Source organism: Novosphingobium sp. BL-S-21 (assembly GCF_055521655.1).
This window is the reverse complement of sequence record NZ_CM145495.1, coordinates 1,669,261-1,687,801: the sequence shown is the minus strand read 5'-3', so window position 1 is coordinate 1,687,801 and position 18,541 is coordinate 1,669,261. Positions and strand designations below refer to the sequence as shown.

At 63.7% G+C, this 18,541-nt stretch carries 15 protein-coding genes and 1 pseudogene; 11 read left to right on the top strand and 5 right to left on the bottom strand.

Annotated features, from left to right (window positions below; genetic code table 11):
- The first annotated feature begins 9 nt into the window (after window positions 1-9).
- The 4 genes from ACZ1J6_RS06655 to ACZ1J6_RS06640 all read left to right on the top strand — a co-directional run bounded on the left by ACZ1J6_RS06655 (window position 10) and on the right by ACZ1J6_RS06640 (window position 6,619).
- Window positions 10-738 carry a FadR/GntR family transcriptional regulator gene (locus ACZ1J6_RS06655; protein ID WP_132269299.1) on the top strand — a complete coding sequence of 243 codons (729 nt, stop codon included), beginning with the start codon at window positions 10-12 and terminating at the stop codon, window positions 736-738.
- A 90-nt stretch (window positions 739-828) separates the two neighbouring features.
- Window positions 829-3,189 (top strand): glycoside hydrolase family 127 protein, encoded by a 2,361-nt coding sequence (locus ACZ1J6_RS06650; RefSeq protein WP_314468537.1) that lies wholly within the window; start codon window positions 829-831, stop codon window positions 3,187-3,189.
- An 8-nt stretch (window positions 3,190-3,197) separates the two neighbouring features.
- Window positions 3,198-6,005 (top strand): DUF885 family protein, encoded by a 2,808-nt coding sequence (locus tag ACZ1J6_RS06645; RefSeq protein ID WP_465127168.1) that lies wholly within the window; start codon window positions 3,198-3,200, stop codon window positions 6,003-6,005.
- 452 nt (window positions 6,006-6,457) lie between these two features.
- On the top strand, window positions 6,458-6,619 hold the full coding sequence (locus ACZ1J6_RS06640) for a hypothetical protein (protein ID WP_165921515.1): 162 nt from the start codon (window positions 6,458-6,460) through the stop codon (window positions 6,617-6,619).
- 44 nt (window positions 6,620-6,663) lie between these two features.
- Here ACZ1J6_RS06640 and ACZ1J6_RS06635 read toward each other — a convergent pair whose 3' ends face one another.
- The 3 genes from ACZ1J6_RS06635 to ACZ1J6_RS06625 form a co-directional block, all read right to left on the bottom strand.
- Entirely contained in the window at window positions 6,664-6,930 is a 267-nt protein-coding gene (locus ACZ1J6_RS06635) for a DUF2171 domain-containing protein (RefSeq protein WP_431567068.1), read from the bottom strand.
- A gap of 146 nt (window positions 6,931-7,076) precedes the next feature.
- Complete coding sequence (locus ACZ1J6_RS06630; protein ID WP_431567069.1) at window positions 7,077-7,934, bottom strand: oxygenase MpaB family protein; 858 nt, start codon at window positions 7,932-7,934, stop codon at window positions 7,077-7,079.
- Between the two features lie 40 nt (window positions 7,935-7,974).
- Window positions 7,975-8,376: a copper resistance protein CopC gene (locus ACZ1J6_RS06625; protein WP_132269304.1), complete on the bottom strand. Its 402-nt coding sequence runs from the start codon at window positions 8,374-8,376 to the stop codon at window positions 7,975-7,977.
- Window positions 8,377-8,550: 174 nt separating this feature from the next.
- Between ACZ1J6_RS06625 and ACZ1J6_RS06620 the strand changes: the two genes are divergently transcribed.
- From ACZ1J6_RS06620 to ACZ1J6_RS06590, 7 genes are all read left to right on the top strand, one after another.
- Complete coding sequence (locus tag ACZ1J6_RS06620) at window positions 8,551-8,826, top strand: hypothetical protein (RefSeq protein WP_134096120.1); 276 nt, start codon at window positions 8,551-8,553, stop codon at window positions 8,824-8,826.
- 2 nt (window positions 8,827-8,828) lie between these two features.
- Window positions 8,829-9,269 carry a periplasmic heavy metal sensor gene (locus tag ACZ1J6_RS06615; protein WP_132269308.1) on the top strand — a complete coding sequence of 147 codons (441 nt, stop codon included), beginning with the start codon at window positions 8,829-8,831 and terminating at the stop codon, window positions 9,267-9,269.
- 6 nt (window positions 9,270-9,275) lie between these two features.
- On the top strand, window positions 9,276-9,845 hold the full coding sequence (locus ACZ1J6_RS06610; protein WP_431567070.1) for an RNA polymerase sigma factor: 570 nt from the start codon (window positions 9,276-9,278) through the stop codon (window positions 9,843-9,845).
- A 24-nt stretch (window positions 9,846-9,869) separates the two neighbouring features.
- A complete protein-coding gene (locus ACZ1J6_RS06605) occupies window positions 9,870-11,363 on the top strand; it encodes a copper resistance system multicopper oxidase (protein WP_465127167.1) in 1,494 nt (497 codons plus the stop codon).
- Window positions 11,364-11,506: 143 nt separating this feature from the next.
- A complete protein-coding gene (locus ACZ1J6_RS06600; protein WP_465127166.1) occupies window positions 11,507-12,715 on the top strand; it encodes a tyrosine-type recombinase/integrase in 1,209 nt (402 codons plus the stop codon).
- An 85-nt stretch (window positions 12,716-12,800) separates the two neighbouring features.
- Window positions 12,801-14,573 carry a copper resistance system multicopper oxidase gene (locus ACZ1J6_RS06595; protein ID WP_465127165.1) on the top strand — a complete coding sequence of 591 codons (1,773 nt, stop codon included), beginning with the start codon at window positions 12,801-12,803 and terminating at the stop codon, window positions 14,571-14,573.
- Window positions 14,573-15,544, top strand: coding sequence for a copper resistance protein B (locus ACZ1J6_RS06590; protein ID WP_465127164.1), 972 nt, complete (start codon window positions 14,573-14,575; stop codon window positions 15,542-15,544). The genes ACZ1J6_RS06595 and ACZ1J6_RS06590 overlap by 1 nt, the downstream gene beginning before the upstream one ends.
- Before the next feature lie 178 nt (window positions 15,545-15,722).
- On the opposite strand, the pseudogene ACZ1J6_RS06585 reads toward ACZ1J6_RS06590, so the two are convergent.
- A pseudogene (locus ACZ1J6_RS06585) lies at window positions 15,723-15,909 on the bottom strand (transposase); the annotation flags it as partial.
- A 300-nt stretch (window positions 15,910-16,209) separates the two neighbouring features.
- Complete coding sequence (locus ACZ1J6_RS06580) at window positions 16,210-18,504, bottom strand: heparinase II/III domain-containing protein (RefSeq protein WP_465127163.1); 2,295 nt, start codon at window positions 18,502-18,504, stop codon at window positions 16,210-16,212.
- Between the last annotated feature and the right edge of the window lie 37 nt (window positions 18,505-18,541).

The following is an 18,541-nucleotide window of genomic DNA, read 5'->3' as shown; positions in this document are numbered from 1 at the left end:
AGGCCGGGCATGGAATCAGGCGAGGCCGGCGAAGCGCTTCCGCTGTTGAGCGGGCGCCTGCATCATGCAGTGGCCCAGAGACTGGCCACGCATGTCGTCAATGGCGACTATCCTCCGGGGCACGTATTCCCGGCCGAAGTGGAGCATGCCGAATTGCTCGGCGTCTCGCGCTCGGTCCTGCGCGAGGCGTTTCGCATGTTGACGGCGAAGGGCCTGGTCAGCAGCAGGCCCAAGGCGGGGACTCGCGTGAATGAGCGGCGCAAGTGGAACCTGCTCGATCCCGATGTGCTCTCCTGGCAGATCCAGTGCGGCGCCAGTGACGAATTCCTGCGCGACTTGTTCGAACTGCGCATGGTGGTGGAGCCGCAAGCAGCGGAAATGGCTGCCCTGCGGCGAGACGAGCGGCAATTGCTGGACATGGCCAACGCGCTGGATTCGATGGAGCGCTATACCCTCACCAGCCCCAAGGGCCGGGCGGCGGACATCCGCTTCCACGAACTGCTGATGGAGGCCACCCGCAACGAGATGCTGCTGGCGCTGTCCAACTCGATCTCGACCGCCATCGCCTCGACGACGGCGATCAAGCACGGCATGCAGGACAGTCCGCGCGATCCTATGCCCGAGCATCACGCCCTCTATGCGCAGATCGCCGAGGGCAATCCCGCAAAGGCCCGCAAGGCGATGATTACGCTGATCGAACTCGCCCATGCCGATACCCAAGTGGCGCTGCGCCGCTGAAGTCGTGACGGAATTGCTGCAAAGAAAGGATTGACTCCAGACCCCCTCGTTCTATCAATACCGTATACGATATTCGATAGGGGTTTTAAAATGCAGGCCAATCGGCGCGAATGGATGGCTGGCGTGGCGGCGCTGGCTATTTGCTCTGTCCCTCTCAAGGGCTTTGCGGCCGTCGTCGCTCCCAAGCTGCCGATCAAGGCGAAGCCGCTGCCGCTGACCGACGTGCGCCTGGCGCCGTCGGACTATGCCACGGCGGTGGACGTCAATGTCGACTACCTGATGTCGCTCAGCCCCGATCGCTTCCTGCACAACTTCCGCAAGTACGCCGGGCTGGAGCCCAAGGCGCCGATCTACGGCGGCTGGGAATCCGATACCATCGCCGGCCATACGCTGGGCCACTACATGACCGCGCTGGTGCTGACCTGGCAGCAGACCGGCAACCCCGAATGCCGCCGCCGCGCCGACTATATCGTCGACGAACTGGCGCTGTGCCAGGCGCAGCGCACGGACGGCTACATCGGTGCGCTCGGCCGCAAGACCAAGGACGGCAAGGTCGTCGACGGGCAGGAAATCTTCCCCGAGGTCATGCGCGGCGAGATCAAGTCCGGCGGGTTCGACCTCAACGGATCGTGGTCGCCGCTCTACACCGTGCACAAGTACTTCGCGGGCCTGCTCGATATCCATTCGGCCTGGGGCAATGCCAAGGCGCTGGAAGTGGTCATCGGCCTCGGCGGGTACTTCGAGAAGGTCTTCGCCGCGCTTGACGACAAGCAGATGCAGGAACTGCTGGGCTGCGAATATGGCGGCCTCAACGAAAGCTATGCCGAACTCTACGCCCAGACCGGCGACCTGCGCTGGCTCAAGGTGGCGGAGCGCATCTACGACAAGAAGGTGCTCGATCCGCTGGTGGCGCAGGAGGACAAGCTCTCCAACTTCCACGCCAATACCCAGGTGCCCAAGCTGATCGGCCTGGCGCGCATCCACGAGCTGACCGGCAAGGACGAGCCGGGCCGCGCCGCCCGCTTCTTCTGGGAACGCGTGACCCAGCACCACAGCTACGTGATCGGCGGCAATGCCGACCGCGAGTATTTCTTCGAGCCCGATACCGTCGCGTTGCACCTCACGGAATCCACTTGCGAGCATTGCAACACCTACAACATGCTCAAGCTGACCCGTCAGCTCTACGCGTGGCAGCCGGACGGCGCGCTGTTCGACTATTACGAACGCGCGCACCTCAACCACGTCATGTCGGCACAGAACCCCGAGACGGGCGGCTTCACGTACATGACCCCGATGATGAGCGGCGCCCCGCGCGGCTATTCGGGCCCGGGCGAGGAAGCCTTCTGGTGCTGCGTCGGCTCGGGCATGGAAAGCCATTCCAAGCACGGGGATTCGATCTTCTGGGAAGGCGATGACACGTTCTTCGTCAACCTCTACATCCCCTCGACCGGACAGTGGAAGGCCAAGGGCGCGGCCTTCACCATTGCCACCGAATATCCCTTCAAGTCGGACGTGAAGATCACGCTGGACGCGGTGAAGCAGGGCAAGTTCGCCGTGGCGCTGCGCATTCCGGGCTGGTCGAACGGCAAGGCCACCATCACCGTCAACGGCGCTCCGGTGCCCGCCACGCCGGTCGGCGGCTATGCCGTGATCGACCGCCGCTGGAAGAAGGGCGACGTGATCGCGCTCAACCTGCCGCTGGAACTGCGCCTTGAAACCGCGCAGGGCTCGCAGGACGTGGTGGCCGTGGTGCGCGGCCCGATGGTCATGGCCGCCGATCTCGGCCCGGCCGAAATGGAGTTCACCGGGGTCGAGCCCGCCATGGTCGGCGACAATCCGCTGGCCGCCTTCGCGCCGATGGTCTCGGACCGTCCGCGTTACCAGACCACCGGCATCATCCGCCCGGGCGACCGCATGTTCGCGCCGTTCTACAGCCAGTACGACCGCCGCAGCGCCGTCTACTTCAAGCGCTTCACCGAAAGCGGCTGGAAGACGGAAGAAGCCGCGTTCCTGGCCGAACAGGCGCGCCAGAAGGACCTCGCCGCCCGCTCGATCGACGTCATGCACCTGGGCGAAATGCAGCCTGAGCGCGACCACGAGCTGACCTCGGAAATCTCGTACCCAGTCTCCTATCGTGGCCGCAATGGACGCGATGCCCGCTCAGGCGGCTTCTTCGAGTTCAAGATGAAGGTGAAGCCCGGCCCGCTGCTGCTTCAGGCGAGCTATTGGGGCAGCGAGCGTTCGCGCGTGTTCGACATCCTCGTCGATAACGTGAAGATCGCCACCCAGAAGCTCGACAACGATGCGGCGGGCAAGTTCTTCGACGTCGATTATCCGCTGCCCGAGGCGCTAACCAAGGGCAAGAGCAGCGTGAAGGTGCGCTTCGTGCCGCATGATCGCAGCTCGGCCGGTCCGGTCTTCGGCGTGCGCCTGTTTACCGAGAAGAAGTGAGCCTATCCTTGAGTGAAGACGTTGCCCTGACGATAGCCGAGGCGGACGAACTCGCCCGCACGGTGCTCGAAGCCTGGGGTCTTGCGCCCGATCATGCCGCCGCGGTCGCCCACACCATGGTGTCGGGCGAGCGGGACGGCTGCACCTCGCACGGGCTTTACCGCCTCCTCGTCGCCGCCAATTCGGTCGAGCGCGGGGTCGTGGTGCCGGATGCGGTGCCCGAAGTGAGCGAGCCTGCCCAGGCGCTGGTGCGCGTGGACGGGAAGGGCGGCTTCGCCCAGCTTCCCTTCGAGCGCGGCATGCCGCTTTTGGTGGAAAAGGCGCGGAAGTTCGGCATCGCCGCGATGGCGCTGAACAATGTCGTCCACTTTGCCGCGCTCTGGCCCGAGGTCGAGGCGCTGGCCGAGCAGGGTCTCGTCGCCTTCGCTTTCACGCCGAGCCATTCCTGGGTGGCGCCTGCGGGCGGGACCAAGCCGGTGTTCGGCACCAATCCGATCGCTTTCGGCTGGCCGCGCCCCGATCGCGCGCCTTTCGTGTTCGACTTCGCCACCAGCGCGGTGGCGCGCGGCGAGATCGAACTGCACCGCCGCGCGGGCAAGGAAATTCCGCTCGACTGGGGCTATGACGCGGAGGGCAATCCGTCGAGCGATGCCAAGGCCGTGCTCGACGGCGCCATGCGCACCTTCGGCGGCCACAAGGGCTCGGCGCTCGCGGCGATGGTCGAACTGCTGGCAGGTCCGCTGATCGGCGACATGACCAGCGCGGAATCTATGGCGGCCGATCAGGACCGCGGCGGCTCTCCCATCGGCGGCGAATTCATCATCGCCATCGACCCTGCAGGCTTCCTGGGCGCGGGTGTGGAGGAGCATCTGCGCCGCGCCGAAGCCATGTTCGACATGATCGAAGGGCAGGGCGCGCGCCTGCCGGGATCGCGCCGCCTGATCGCGCGCGCGCGATCCGACAAGGAGGGGCTGCGCATTCCGGCGAAGCTCCACCAGGACATTCTCGAGGTTCTCGAAAGGGGAAATGACGTGAAGAATTCGGTTGGCCGGGCCATGTTGCTGGCCGGCGCCGCTCTGGCCGCCTCGCCCTCCATGGTTGCCGCCGCTCCTGCCGCCCAGCATGCCGTGAAGCAGACCGCCGACCAGGCGTTCGAGGCGGTCTACACGGCGGAATATACCTGGCGCCAGAGCCAGTTCGCGCCCTGCGAGGACACGCCGAAGGACTGCAAGGTCACCCTGCCCGACCTCGGCCCCAAGGCGCAGGCCGAACGCCTCGCGCGCTGGGAGCAGGTGGAAGGCCAGCTTGCCGCCATCGACCAGAAGCAGCTCTCGCCCGCCAACCGCGTGAACTTCGCCGTCTACAAGGGCCAGGTCGACGCGCTCCTCGCCTCGCAGCGCTTCCGCGATTACGAGAAGCCGTTCAACGCCGACACCAGCTTCTGGGGCGATCTGGCCGACTGGGCGCGCAACCCGGTCAAGGACCAGGCCGCCGCCGAGAACTACCTGGCGATGCTGCGCGAGATCCCGCGCTATTACGACCAGCAGATCGAGAACATGCGCGCGGGCCTGAAGCGCGGCTTCACCGGCCCGCAAGTGACGTTGACCGGGCGTGACAAGGGCATCGAGCTGGTGGTCCAGGCCAAGACGGCGGAAGCCTCGCCATTCTATGAGCCGCTGCGCAAGCTGCCTTCGACCATCCCTGCCGCCGAGCAGGAAAAGCTGCGCGCCGAGGCCCGCACGCTCATTTCCGGCGGCGTCGTGCCGGCCCATGCCAAGCTGCTCACCTTCATGCGCAGCGAATACGAGGTCGGCGCGCGCAAGTCGCTGGCGGCCTACGACCTGCCGGACGGCAAGGCCTATTACCAGTCGAAGATCGCCGAGTTCGTCACGCTCGACAGGACGCCGGAGCAGATCCACCAGATCGGCCTCAGCGAAATGGCGCGCATCCGTTCGCAGATGGCCGAGGTGATGCAGCAGGTGGAGTTCAAGGGCGACCTCAAGGCGTTCCTGCACTTCCTGCGCACCGATCCGCAGTTCTATCCCAAGACTCCGAACGAGCTGCTCTATCGCGCTGCCTGGATCGCCAAGACCTTTGACGGCAAGGCGGACCAGTTCTTCGGCCACATGCCGCGCAGCCGCTTTGCCATCAAGCCGGTGCCGGACGACATCGCGCCCTTCTACACCGGTGGCCGCGGTGGTCCCGGCATCTATCTGGTCAACACGTACGACCTGCCCAGCCGCCCGTTCTACTCGCAGATCGCGCTGACCCTGCACGAATCCGCGCCGGGCCATGCCATGCAGATGCCGCTGGCGATGGAGAACAAGGACCTGCCGGCCTTCCGCCGCGACAGCTACCTCTCGGCCTACGGCGAAGGCTGGGCGCTCTATTGCGAGGCGCTGGGCGAGGACATGGGCATGTACGAAACGCCCTACGACCGCTTCGGCATGCTCAGCTACCAGGCCTGGCGCGCCTCGCGCCTGGTGGTCGATACCGGTATCCACGCCATGGGCTGGACCCGCGAGCAGGCTCAGCAGTACTTGCGCGACAACACGGCGCTTTCCGATCACGAGATCGAGACCGAGGTGGACCGCTACATCTCCTGGCCCGGGCAGGCCCTGTCCTACTACATGGGCCAGCTCGCCTTCGTGGACGCGCGCAAGAAGGCGGAGACCGCGCTTGGTCCCAAGTTCAATATCCGCGCCTTCCATGACGCCGTGCTGGAACTAGGCGGCGTGCCGCTGCCCCTGATCGACCAGCGCGTGGACCAGCTTATCAAGGATGGCGGCAAGGGCCCTTATCCGGACGAGGAATAAGCCGAGGACCGCCGCGCCCACCCGGCGCGGCGGTCGACTCGCAAAGATTGCCGGTCTGTTTCGCTTCGCACATGCAAAATTGCGTTTTACGCAATATCGGATCGCGGTCTGAGTTTTCGCGGCACCGAGCCGATTTTTGCCGCTCCCAACCGTATAGGCAGCCGGGTTTGTCCGGCCGAACCGTCCCGTCTTTCTTCATGAAGGGGATAACGGTGCAAGGGGCAGGGAGCTCACTTTGCCCGGCTTGCACGATCAAGCTTGCATTAGCGTCAATTGCGACGCTTTGCCGAAAATGGCGGCGCTGGGCGCGACATCTCTACAGCCGTGCCAGCCTTCAATTGCGCAATATGCAACCCCAAGCGAAGTGCTTGCATTTGCAGCAAGCGCAAGTTGGGATCACATAGCGGGAATGTTGCAATGCAGCACTGCGCTGCACGCCAAAGGTATTCCCGATGTTCTCGCTTGTTTCGCTCTATTTCGCCTATCGCCGTGATGTCGTCATGGCCGAACGCCACATCCCCGCGCTGGCGCAGGCTACTGCCCAGGCCGAAACGCCTGCGGCGACCGAAGCCGAAGCTCCTGCCGCCGCACGCGAACTGCCTCTCGCTGCCTGATCAGCCTGCCTGATCGCGCAGCTTGATCCGGCGTATTGCGCCGATCAGGCGCGATGGTCGGAAATGGCTTCGCCGCCCTGTTCCTCTTCAAACAGGAGCGCCACGTCACCCGCGGCCGAGAGGCGGACCTGTCCGTCCGACACCGCAGCGACCAGTCCGCCCGGGATGTAGTGGTGGTGGCTGCCGTGGGAGCCGCTGTCGGCCTTGGTCATCTTGATCCGGTCGCCCTCGACATGATCGACGGTGCCGATGTGGACGCCGTCGGCGCCGATGATTTCCATGTGATCGGCGATTGCGCTGAGATCTGCCATGTGAACTTCCTTTTCTGTGACGAGCTTGTCGGACGCGAGCTGGTCGGACATGGAAGAAGAACGCGGGCGGAAGCGCGATATATCCCCGCCGGCCGACCGTTCGGCCCGCGCAGGGCGCCGTTCCTCGCGCGCCGCCTGCGCTGCGCTTAGCGGCTCCCCGCGAAGGCCCAGCGAATGGCGCCGGCCATGGCGCGGGTTCCGGCCAGTGCGGGAATGGCCGAGAGGCCCGGCCGCTGCAGTTCCAGCATCGTGCGGGCGAAGGGCGGCAGCAGGTCGACGGCCGCCGCGCCCAGCGCGCGCATGGCGGCGCCGGGCCGCCGTGCTCCCTCTCCCTCCAGCAGGAACGCGGCAACCTCGCGGGCTGCCGCGCTGCCGCGCAGGTCCTGCCGCATTTCCGACATCAGCGCCGCCGCTTCCGCGCGATCGCGCGGGACCGGCGCGGCGCCCAGCATCTCGGCGACCACGGCGCTTTGCTCGAAATAGCGGTCCTGCGCCTCGGGTGGCATGGCGGGGTTGCCGTAGGCGAGATAGGCTTCGAGGAAGCTGGTCGCCTCTGCCAGATGCACCCAGGCGAGCACACGCGGATCGGTGGCCGAATAAGCCGTGCCGTCTGGCAGGGTCCCCATGACGCGCGAATGGATGGCGTTCACCACCCCGACCACGCGTGCCGCCTCGTCCCGGTGGCCATAGGTGGTCACGGCGATGAAGCGCGCGGTGCGGCGCAGGCGGCCTTCCACGTCTTCCCGGAAATCGGAATGGTCCAGCACCCCCTGAAGCGCGGCCGGATGCAGCATCTGCAGCAGCAGGGCGCGCATGCCGCCCACCATCATCGCCACGACATCGGCATGAACCATGCGGATGGGACTGTCCGGTTCGAACAGGGCATGCCGGGAGGGCACGACCGGCGTTTCGCCCTTGCTGCGATCGTTGAACACGGCGCGAACCTGCCGCACGAGCAGGTTGCGCAGGGCCTGGGTGGGCCCGGGGATCCTCAGCGCGGCCATGGGGTGACTGTGCCCCAATTCGCCGCGCCGGAACAGAGGTTCAACGCACCGTGAAGCTGTAGCTGCCCGTGGCACCGTCGCGATCGGCGCCGGCGGCATGCCAGGTCAGGAGGTAAGTGCCGGCCGGCAGGGCACGGGGCAGCGCGGCGGCGATCCTGCGGTCTTCGACCTTCACCGGGAAGCCCTTGATCGGCATCGGCTGATGGTGGGCCATGCCAGGCATCGCGGTCATGACAAGGTCCAGTCCCGAGAGCGGCGCGTCGAGCGCTTCGGAGAACGTCAGGGTCAGGACAGTCGGCTTGGTCACGGCGGCATCGGCAGCGGGATCGGCGGCGACGAGGGCGGGGCGGGCGAATGCCGCGGGTGCCAGCCCGGCCGCGCCCAGGGCAAGGTGCAGGGCCAGGACGGATCGCAGGGAAAGCGGGAATGCAGGAAAACGCATGAAAGCTCCGATAAGGGGGGCGGGCGATGCTGCTTGCTCCGGCTTGCCTGAAACCATACGCAGGGCCGCAGCCGATCCCTTGCGCGCTCGACAGGAATTTTTACCCGCGGCCTTCAAGGGATGCGCTACGCCCGTGCGTATCGCGAGCAGAAGGTTGGAAATGGAACCGGGCCGATGAACGAACTCGACGACATGCTGGCGCGGCTGCGCCGGGAATCCGTGCCCGCGGCGCTCGGCGGGCTGGAGGGGCCGGTCATGGCAGGCCTGGCCGCCGGACGGGAGCGACTGTCGGCGCGGCGCGGCTTCGTGCTGGCCTGCGGCGTGGCGGCGGTGGTCGGGCTCTGGGGCGGCTTGTCGATGCCGCTGGCACCGACGCAGCATCGCCATGCCCATGTCGAACCGCTGCTGGGCATGCCGGCGGCTGCTCCCTCGCACTTGCTGGCCTCCTGATCGTGCGGCAGGCCTATCGCTATGGACTTGTCGCCCTGCTGTCCTTCCTGGTGGCGCTGGCCGCCTTGTGGATCGGCCAGAAGCTGCGCGCCGATGCGCCGGACGAAAGCCGCATTCACGCCTTGCTCCACGGCGAACTCGATCTGGACGCTGGCCAGAAGCGCCGGATAGACGGATTGGAGCAGGATTTCGCCGGGCGGCGGAAGCAGCTCGAAGGCGAATTGACGGCTGCCAACGCCGATCTCGCCCGCGCCATCGCACATGAACATGCCTATGGCCCGGACGTGGAGAAAGCGGTCGACCGTTCGCACGTCGCCATGGGCGAATTGCAGAAAGCCACGCTCCGGCACGTCTTCGCCATGCGCGCGGTGCTGCGCGCCGACCAGACCGCTCGCTTCGACCGGGCCGTCGCCCAGGCATTGACCACCGCGCCGCAGGACTGACCCGGCGTGTCCGGGGCAGCCACGCAAGCGGTCCGCTGGGAGGCCGAAGCGGCCGCGGCGGCGCTGGCCGGGCGGCAGGCCGGTTTTTCCGCGCTGATGGAGGGGCACCGCGACGCGGTGTTCCGCATGGTACGCGGCCATCTCGGCAACGAGGCCGATGCGCTCGACGTGACGCAGGAGAGCTTCGTCGCCGCCTTCCTGGCGCTGCGCCGTTACGATCCGGCGCGTCCGTTTCGCGGGTGGGTCCTGCGCATCGCCCTCAACAAATGCCACGACTGGGCGCGCCGGCGCAAAGTGCGGCGCTTCTTCGCCTTCGCCCTGCCGATCGAGGCGGCGGCCGGCCTTGTCGACCCGGCGCCCGGCCCGGAGGAAACGCTCTCCTCCCGCCGCGCGGTGGAGCGCATTCACGCTGCCGTTGCCGCACTGCCCGATGCCCTGAAGGAGCCGTTGCTGCTCTGCGCCGTGGAGGGGCTTTCTCAGGAAGAGGCCGCCGCGATCCTGGGCATCAGCCGCAAGGCCGTGGAAACGCGGATCTACCGCGCGCGGCAGAAATTGTCGTTTCTGTCCGAGGGATAGCGCGCCGCGCCGCGTATCGGGTGCATGTCGCTCCACGATAGTCAGTTTCGCCTCCTGCTGGAACGCAGGCGTTTTCTCGCTCTCGGCGGTGCCGTGGCCGGAACGCTCGGTATGTTTCCCGCCTGGGCGCGCAGCGGGACGGCTGGACTGGCTCACGCCCGCGCGGGATCGGAAGTGCTCTATGGAGACAACATCGCGCTGGAGATCGGCGAGAGCCACTTCACCACCGGAGGCCGCTCTACCCATGCCGTGACCGTGAACGGCACGCTGCCCGCGCCGCTGCTGCGCCTGCGGGAAGGTCGCAAGGTGCGGATCGCCGTCACCAATCGCCTGAAGGTGCAAAGTTCGATCCACTGGCACGGTCTGCTCGTACCGTTCCAGATGGACGGCGTTCCCGGCGTCAGCTTCCCCGGCATCGAACCGGGCGAGACTTTCCTCTACGAGTTCCCGCTCACCCATTCCGGCACGTTCTGGTACCATTCGCACTCCGGCATGCAGGAAGCCGAAGGGCTGTTCGGGCCCATCGTGATCGATCCTGCGGGCGTCGATCCGCTGGCTTGCGACCGCGAGCATGTGCTGGTGCTGTCGGACTGGAGCCCGATCCATCCGCACAAGCAGATGCGCCGGCTCAAGATGCGGGGCGGCTATTTCAACCGGCAGAGGCAGACGCTTTCGGGCCTGCTCGCCGGGCGGGACCAGACCCTGGCCGAGCGGCTTGCCTGGGCGCAGATGCGGATGGACGCCACTGACATTTCGGACGTGACCGGCTCCACTTACAGCTTCCTCATCAACGGCCACGGCCATGCCGAGAACTGGACCGGGCTCTTCGCGCCGGGCGAGAGAGTGCGCCTGCGCGTCATCAATGCCTCTTCGATGACCAATTTCAATTTCCGCATTCCCGGCCTGCCGCTGACGGTGGTGGCGGCGGACGGCAATCCCGTGCAGCCGGTCGAGACCGACGAAGTCCAGATCGCCATTGCCGAGACCTACGATTTCATCGTCGAGCCGGGGACGGCCCCAAGCCATGCCATCGTGGCGGAGGCGATAGACCGTTCCGGCCTCGTCCGCGCCACGCTGGCGCAGCGACCGGGCCTGGTGGCCGAGGCGCCGAAGCTGCGCGCCCGCCCGGTGCTCACCATGCGCGACATGGGTATGGATATGTCCGGCATGGACATGGGAGCCGGCGGCGTCATCGACCTCAGCCAGCCGGCGTCCGGCGAAATGACCGGCCACATGGAGGGTCACTCGATGTCAATGCGCGACCCGTCCGTCGCGCCGGGCGTGAAGATGGGTCCGGGGGTCGCGATGCTGTCGCCGATGCCGGTGGACCGGCTGGCTGATCGGCCGACCGGGCTGGAGACGGTGGAACACCGCGTCCTGACATATGCGCAGCTGCGCGCACGCGACGCCAATCCCGATCCGCGCACGCCGAGCCGCCAGATCGACGTCCACCTCACCGCCAACATGGAGCGCTACATGCAATTTCGATCTACCATCGGCTCAGCTGGAGTACGATGAACTAAGATAAATGTCTATTTTTCAGGGGTTTGAAAAAGCTTATAATACTCTGGCCTTGGAACACTTTCGCTCGAGCTTGATGTCGCGTGGCTCCCATGTGGCTCCCAGATTTGAGCGCTTTCGGAGGTCCGAAAATGCCCACGTTGAAGCTGACCAAGCGTACCTTAGAAGCGGCTGAACCCAAATCCAAGCCGTATGAATTGCGGGACACCGAAGTCGTCGGTCTTCTGTGCAAGGTTTCGCCCGCCGGTCGCAAGACCTTCATGCTGCAGTATCGCAATTATGAGGGCGTCAAGCGAAAGCCGGCGCTTGGGCTGTTTGGCGATTTAACCGTCGAGCAAGCTCGAACGATCGCTCAGAAATGGCTTGCGGAGGTGCGTGAGGGTGGAGATCCTTCACGCACTCGGGCGGAACGGCGTGCCAGCGTGACCGTCCGAGAATTCGAGGAGATATTCTACCAACGCTGGACATTGGTGCGGAATAAAAAGAGCTCCCAAAAATTGCACAGATATATGTTCGAAAAATACATATCGAAGAGGTTGGGTTATTGTAAAATTGATTCCGTTAGTAAGAAGGAAATCAGAGAATTCGTGGATGATCTTAGCTTTGCCCCCGGCATGGCTTACATCTCCCTTGGAATTTTAAGTTCCATGTTCAAGCGGGCAGAGGAGTGGGGTTATCGAGCTGAGGATACGAACCCCTGCAAGGGCGTCACTACGCTCGCAAAAAAGAAGCGCCCTAGACTTATCCGTCAGGAAGAAATGGTTCGATTGATGGACTATCTCGAGTTGCCGGAAGGAGAAGGCGGGGGCAGATCGGCGTACACCCTGGCTATGAGACTTCAGTTTGCGTTTGCAGCGCGGGTGTCTGAAATTCTCCAACTGCGTTGGGCATGGGTGGACTTTGAGAGGCGGAGGGTCGATTGGCCCGATAGTAAGACTGGCCCAATTTGGAAGCCCATCTCGAAAGAGGCCCTAACTCTGCTTCAACTCGCAGCATCTGCCGCTGGCGATTCCCCTTTTGTCATCCCGAATCCAAACGACCCAAGCCGACCGGCAATGTACGGCGCGTATCATCGTGCATGGCGGAAGGCGTTAGCAGTGTCAGGGATTGAGCACGTCGGGACTCATGGCATACGTCATCGCGCTGCGACCGATATCGCAAATTCAGGAGTGCCGCTCAAGCTGGGTATGGCGTTGACCGCGCATCGCCGCGTTGAGGTTTTTATGGGGTACGTTCATCTCGAGGAGCCAATGCTGTACGATGCCGCTGACCAAGTTGCTGAAAGTCGAATGGCGAAATTGGAGGCGGCCAGGTCCAATGTGACTTGCGGGTTGCGACCGGTTGATTGAGCAAGCCGATGTCGGCAGTTCTTTCAGGTAACAAAAATTGTCACGCGTTGGTGCGGGATAGACCTGTTTGCCGCGTATCCCTGGAATGACGCCGAATGACAGCTTCCATCGCTCCCTGCTTCAGCGCAGACGTTTCCTGGTCCTTGGGGGGGGGCTCGCCGGAAGCCTCGGCGTCGGTGGCTTGTTCCCGGCTTGGGCGCGAAGCGGTGCGCCGGGTATCGTTCATGCCGGCAACGATGCCCGCGTCCTGACAGGCAATTCCATCGCGCTTCAAATCGGCGAGAGCCATTTTTCGACCGGCGGCCGTTCGGGCCACGCGGTTACCGTCAACGGCACGCTGCCCGCCCCGCTGCTGCGCCTGCGCGAAGGCGAGACGGTGCGCATTGCCGTCACCAACCGCCTGAAAGTGCAAACCTCTATCCATTGGCACGGGCTGCTGGTACCGTTCCAGATGGACGGCGTGCCGGGCGTCAGCTTCCCGGGCATCGATCCGGGTGAGACGTTCGTCTACGAGTTCCCGCTCACTCACTCGGGCACGTTCTGGTACCACTCGCATTCGGGCATGCAGGAGGCGGAAGGGCTGTTCGGCCCGATCGTGATCGATCCCGCCGGCCCCGATCCGATCGCCTGCGACCGCGAGCATGTGCTGGTCCTCTCGGACTGGAGCCCGATCCACCCGCACGAACAGATGCGCCGCCTGAAGATGACGAGCGGCTACTTCAACCGCCAGCGCCAGACGCTCGCGGGGCTGCTGGCAGGCAAGGACCAGTCGCTGGCCGACCGCCTTGCCTGGGGGCAGATGCGCATGGACGCCACCGATATCTCGGACGTAACCGGATCGACCTACAGCTTCCTCGTCAACGGCCATGGCAATGCCGAGAACTGGACCGGACTTTTTGCTCCAGGCGAGAAAGTGAGGCTACGCGTCATCAACGCATCATCGATGACCAACTTCAACTTCCGCATTCCCGGACTGCCGCTGACCGTGGTGGCCGCGGATGGCAATCTCGTGCAACCGGTCGAGACAGACGAAGTGCAGATCGCGATTGCCGAAACCTACGACTTCATCGTCGAGCCGGGCGCGGCGGAGAGCTACGGCGTGATCGCCGAGGCTATCGACCGCTCTGGGCTCGTGCGCGCTACACTGGCCCAGCGGCCCGGCCTTGTCGGTGAAACGCCGAAACTACGTGAGCGGCCTGTTCTTACCATGCGCGACATGGGCATGGACATGGACGGCATGGACATGGGTGAGGGCAGCGTGATCGACCTCAGCAAGCCTGCCAATAGTTCCATGAGCGGCCATTCGATGTCCATGCGCGATCCTTCCGTCGCGCCGGGCGTGAAGATGGGGCCGGGCGTCGCCACCCTCTCGCCGATGCCGGTGGAACGGCTTGCCGACCGCCCGACCGGACTGGAAAACGTCGATCACCGCGTGCTGACCTATGCGGACTTGCGCTCGCACGATGCCAATCCCGATCCCCGCGTGCCGAGCCGTCAAATCGATGTGCATCTGACCGCGGCGATGGAGCGGTATATGTGGAGTATGGACGGTGAGACGATGTCGGAAAACCCGGCACCGATCCCTTTCCGTCTGGGCGAGCGCGTGCGCGTCAATCTCATAAACGACACGATGATGCCGCATCCGATCCACATTCACGGCCATTTCTTCGAACTGGTCAGTGGCGAGCCAGGGAGCCGTGCGCGCAAACACACTGTCAACGTGTTGCCGGGCGGCAAGGTCTCGTTCGATTTGACCGCCGATGCCGAAGGCGACTGGGCCTTCCACTGTCACATGCTGCTGCACATGCACGCAGGCATGATGCGCGTCGTTACCGTGCGCCGGGAGGGTGAAGCCTGATGGCTCGGCTCTTCCCGGTCCTCACCTCGCTGCTGCTGGCGACTTGCCCTTTGGCCGTGAAGGCACAAGAGACCGGCTCCACACTGCCGCAGGCCGACGAACATGCCGGGATGGACCATGGCAGCATGGATCATTCGCAGATGGACATGTCCGGCATGGATATGAGCGCGCCGGACATGAAGGGCATGGATCACTCAGCCCACGCCATGCCCGCAAGCACCGTCTCCGACGAACCGGGCGATGCCCCGCCGCCCCCGGTGCCGACAGACTTTCTTGCCGAGCGCTTTTTCGCGTCCGACCGCATGTCGGCCTCGCGCGCGGCGATGCTGAAGGAGATGAAATTCAACACCTTTGCGCTTCACGTCGACCAGTTGGAATTTCGCACCGGCAAAAGCGGCGACGGCTTCGGCTGGGAGGGACAGGCGTGGTACGGCGGCGATATCGACCGAATCGTCCTGGCCAGTGAGGGGGAGGGCACATTCCGCGAGCGAGCCGAGCGTATCGAACTTAATGCCTACTGGCGTCACGCGCTGGATCCCTGGTTTAATCTCCAACTCGGCATGCGACAGGATTTCCGGCCCGATCCGCAGCGCACTTACGCGCTAATCGGAATCGAGGGACTGGCGCCGTACTGGTTCGAATTGCAAGGGCAGTTGCTCGTCTCGAACAAGGGCCACATCCATGCGCGGGGCAAGGCGGGCTATACCCAGCGCATCACCCGGTCGCTGGTGGTCGAGCCTGAGGTCGAGGTGGATTTTGCACTTCAGGACGTACCGGCTCTGAACGTCGGGGCAGGGTTTGAGCGCCTCGAACTGGGCGCACGTCTTCGGTACGAGCGTAACCGATCGCTGGCGCCTTATGTGGGCGTCAATTGGGAGCGCAAGCTTGGCGGAACGGCAAATCTAGCACGCGCTTCGGGTGAGGGTGTGTCCGGTGTCTCGGCAGTCTTCGGTGTGCGCGCGATGTTCTGATTACGGCTGCTATATCGTACAGGAATGAGCGCACTTTGTAATGGTTGCGATCCCCCGCAACCATCTGAAATCACAAATCGACGATCGCCCTTCGACGCTGCCTGAGCCTTTCGTTTCGAACGGCGCTTTTTCTTATCAAGCGCAATCGTCAAGATGGCCGTAACCGTCCGATTGGGCTTGCTCTTACCGCTGTCCACCTCGGCCTTCTTCACCCATTCGAGCAAAGTATGGCCGGAGCAGCCGATCTTCTCGGCCACCGATGTGACTGCCGCCCAGCGGGAAGGATGATCACCCTCGTGATCCAAAACCATCCGGATCGCTCGCTCACGAACCTCAGGCGCAAACTTGTTTGTCGTCTTGCTCATCGTAGACCCTTTCTCTCAGGAGTTAGGGCGTCCGGCAATCCCGGTGCGGTTCAGTTCGGTATCCCAACTAGAGGTTCTCTCCATATGCCAGTCAAAGGGAACTGGCCCTACGGCGCGGCAGAAATTGAGAAACACTTCCTTGATCGTTCTGCGATGGGTTATGACGCAGACGCGCGGTCCGAAAGTACACTGGAGAGGACGTGGCACTATCGCGAATACTGGGTAACGGGAGTTCCCCCGACTTTTTGGGGAGTGGGACGCCTTCGTCCCCGGGGGGCTGAGGCGAGGGCCGTCCCCGTTTCAATTCGTGCGCTGCAAAAGGGCTTTACCGTTCAAGCATTCGACCGACACCTCCTGAGAAGTGACGTGCACGGAAGTAGAACATGCCACCCGGATGTTTCCGTGCGGGCCATCAAAATGAATTTTTGTAGGATCTTTGAGCTTGAGGTGCGCGGTGAACTTGGAGATAGAATCGATAAGGGCCTTGCCCGGACGACGAAGGTAACTTGCATCGACGAGCGTTACCTCGTCAAATTCTGAGTTGATCGGGCTCGCGGCTGGACGACTGAAAGCAATGAGGTAAGCGTCCGTTTCCATGCCGGCGATATTTGCATTAGCGTTACGGTGACGAACACGCCCATCGGCCAGGAGATTTAAATAAATTTCGGTTATGCGTTCCGTTCCAGTGATGCGCACACCAATCCAATTCGGCCCCTCGAGGCGTTCAAGGCGCGAAGGGGCCTTGCCGTCGATGCGAGGTTGCAATGCAACGATGAACTTCTCGCGGTCAGTTTTGCCGCTCGGCTGAAAACCGATGTAAGTTTTTTTCTCTTTGGGATTTTCGTCGGCGAGGCCCTCGTGCGTTACGAGACGGAGCGCGTAAGGGTAATCGGTCGGTAAACCGCCTTCGGGGAGGGGTTCTGGAAATAGCGGCGTTACATCTACCCCTGCAACGCCTTCGCGTACTTCTACGGTTCGGCCGTTGACGGAAGCGGTGCCTCCGTGATGCAAAAGCCATTCGAACTGTCCGGCATCGCGGCTCCGTAAATCATCGACGATAACGATGGTATCGTCCGTCCACAGGAAGCTACGATAATTGCGCTGGAAATAGCGGCTCGTTGGCCCTGTGGCATCGGCCCAAGCATATCGGAGGTTTGGTGTATCGAGGACGTGGTCAATGGTGCCCCTAGAGGCTGAGCCATCGTAGAGATCACTGCTCGGCTCGGCATGACCATCTATGGTGACGACATTGTGTGCCTCACTCTGACGGTAGTAGCCGTCGTACTCTGGGGTCGAATAGCTCGAATGTCCTGAATCGGCCAGCAGCGTGTGCCCTTGGTGATAGAGTATGAAGCTGCCCGCATCGGCGTGGTTGTGGTTCCAGGTGAAACCAGACTTTACCGCGAGGAGGGTGGCATCGGCCAACCAGCTGTCGCGCATGGTCAGCAGACCTTGGTCGTGTGACACAAAGGTGAGAGGAGCGGTAATTGGCGCGGAGGCGGCTGCACGCGCTGCTGCATCCGGGAAATAGGGAAGGTTGGTGGCGTCCTTCCAGGCGTCCTTCGCTTTAACTCCAGCATAGCCCGCGATGTATTTGAGGTACTCGGGCTTTCGGTCGCCCAGCGCCCACATGTCGGCCAATGTGTAACAACCACAGCTGGGAGGCCGACTATCGCCGAAGTTGAGCGAGACCCAGCCTTGGCTGCGCGGATAGCCTGCTGCGAGGAAGTAGTCAGCGACCTTGTCTAGGCCTTTGATCTGGGAAGGCGGGCCGTCCATCGCTTCGGTCCACGAGCGGCGGAAGAGCATGAGGCTATGCAGCGCTAACTCTGCATAGGATACAGTCTCCGAATAGGTGCCATCGCTTCCAAAAGTGGGAGGTTTCGTCCCGATGCGTGTGCCTGGGAACTCGAACCATTCGACGCTTGCCTCGTCAATGCGGCGAGCCCATTCCATTCCTCGGAAATCGTCGTCTCGCACGGCGAGTGCGGCCACGCCGGCGCCGAACACGATGTGAGCCCACCAGTTGTGGCCCATCGTGTCGAGGGTGTGGATGCGCGTGGCCCCGTCTACCCAGTCATTCATAATCGGCAAGATTGCGCCTCGGATCAGCCCCTGGGTAATCGTCTGGCGGTCGGCGGCAGACAGCGTTTCGCGTACGGCGTCGTAGGCGATACCGGTGCTGGCGGCCGCGTAACCCATTCCAAGGTCGGATTTCCAGGGCGGATCGCGGCGGGCAAGCGGAGTGTCGCTCAGCCAGTCCGCCTTCGTCGCGCGCTGAAGGAGAAGGGTTCTGGCACCGCGTGCATACTTCACCTGTCCGGTGACGCGGAATGCTAGTGCGAGAGATTCCAGCGCTGCGTCGATCTCACGCTCGCCCTTCGGAGGCGTGGTAAGAGCCGTGTCTGCGACCTTCTGCGAGGCCTTCCATCGGCCGCGCGCTTCGGCGTCGCTGGTGATGAGTTGTTTCACGCGCGCGATGTTGGTCGGATTGAACGCAAGTCTGGGAGGCATGGCCGCTGCATCCTGCGCCTTCCCCATCACGGGGACAGTCGCGATCGTCAGGGCTGCGACCGCCAAAGCGATATGCTTCATCTCAGTTATTCCTTCGCCCTGCCGGCGACACGGCGGG

Excerpts from the sequence above, each read along its gene's own strand:
- ACZ1J6_RS06605 (WP_465127167.1), top strand. The coding sequence starts at position 9,870 with ATGTCGCTCCACGATAGTCAGTTTCGCCTCCTGCTGGAACGCAGGCGT.
- ACZ1J6_RS06650 (WP_314468537.1), top strand. The coding sequence starts at position 829 with ATGCAGGCCAATCGGCGCGAATGGATGGCTGGCGTGGCGGCGCTGGCT.
- ACZ1J6_RS06635 (WP_431567068.1), bottom strand. The coding sequence starts at position 6,930 with ATGGCAGATCTCAGCGCAATCGCCGATCACATGGAAATCATCGGCGCC.
- ACZ1J6_RS06595 (WP_465127165.1), top strand. The coding sequence starts at position 12,801 with ATGACGCCGAATGACAGCTTCCATCGCTCCCTGCTTCAGCGCAGACGT.
- ACZ1J6_RS06620 (WP_134096120.1), top strand. The coding sequence starts at position 8,551 with ATGAACGAACTCGACGACATGCTGGCGCGGCTGCGCCGGGAATCCGTG.
- ACZ1J6_RS06625 (WP_132269304.1), bottom strand. The coding sequence starts at position 8,376 with ATGCGTTTTCCTGCATTCCCGCTTTCCCTGCGATCCGTCCTGGCCCTG.
- ACZ1J6_RS06640 (WP_165921515.1), top strand. The coding sequence starts at position 6,458 with ATGTTCTCGCTTGTTTCGCTCTATTTCGCCTATCGCCGTGATGTCGTC.
- ACZ1J6_RS06590 (WP_465127164.1), top strand. The coding sequence starts at position 14,573 with ATGGCTCGGCTCTTCCCGGTCCTCACCTCGCTGCTGCTGGCGACTTGC.
- ACZ1J6_RS06655 (WP_132269299.1), top strand. The coding sequence starts at position 10 with ATGGAATCAGGCGAGGCCGGCGAAGCGCTTCCGCTGTTGAGCGGGCGC.
- ACZ1J6_RS06630 (WP_431567069.1), bottom strand. The coding sequence starts at position 7,934 with ATGGCCGCGCTGAGGATCCCCGGGCCCACCCAGGCCCTGCGCAACCTG.
- ACZ1J6_RS06580 (WP_465127163.1), bottom strand. The coding sequence starts at position 18,504 with ATGAAGCATATCGCTTTGGCGGTCGCAGCCCTGACGATCGCGACTGTC.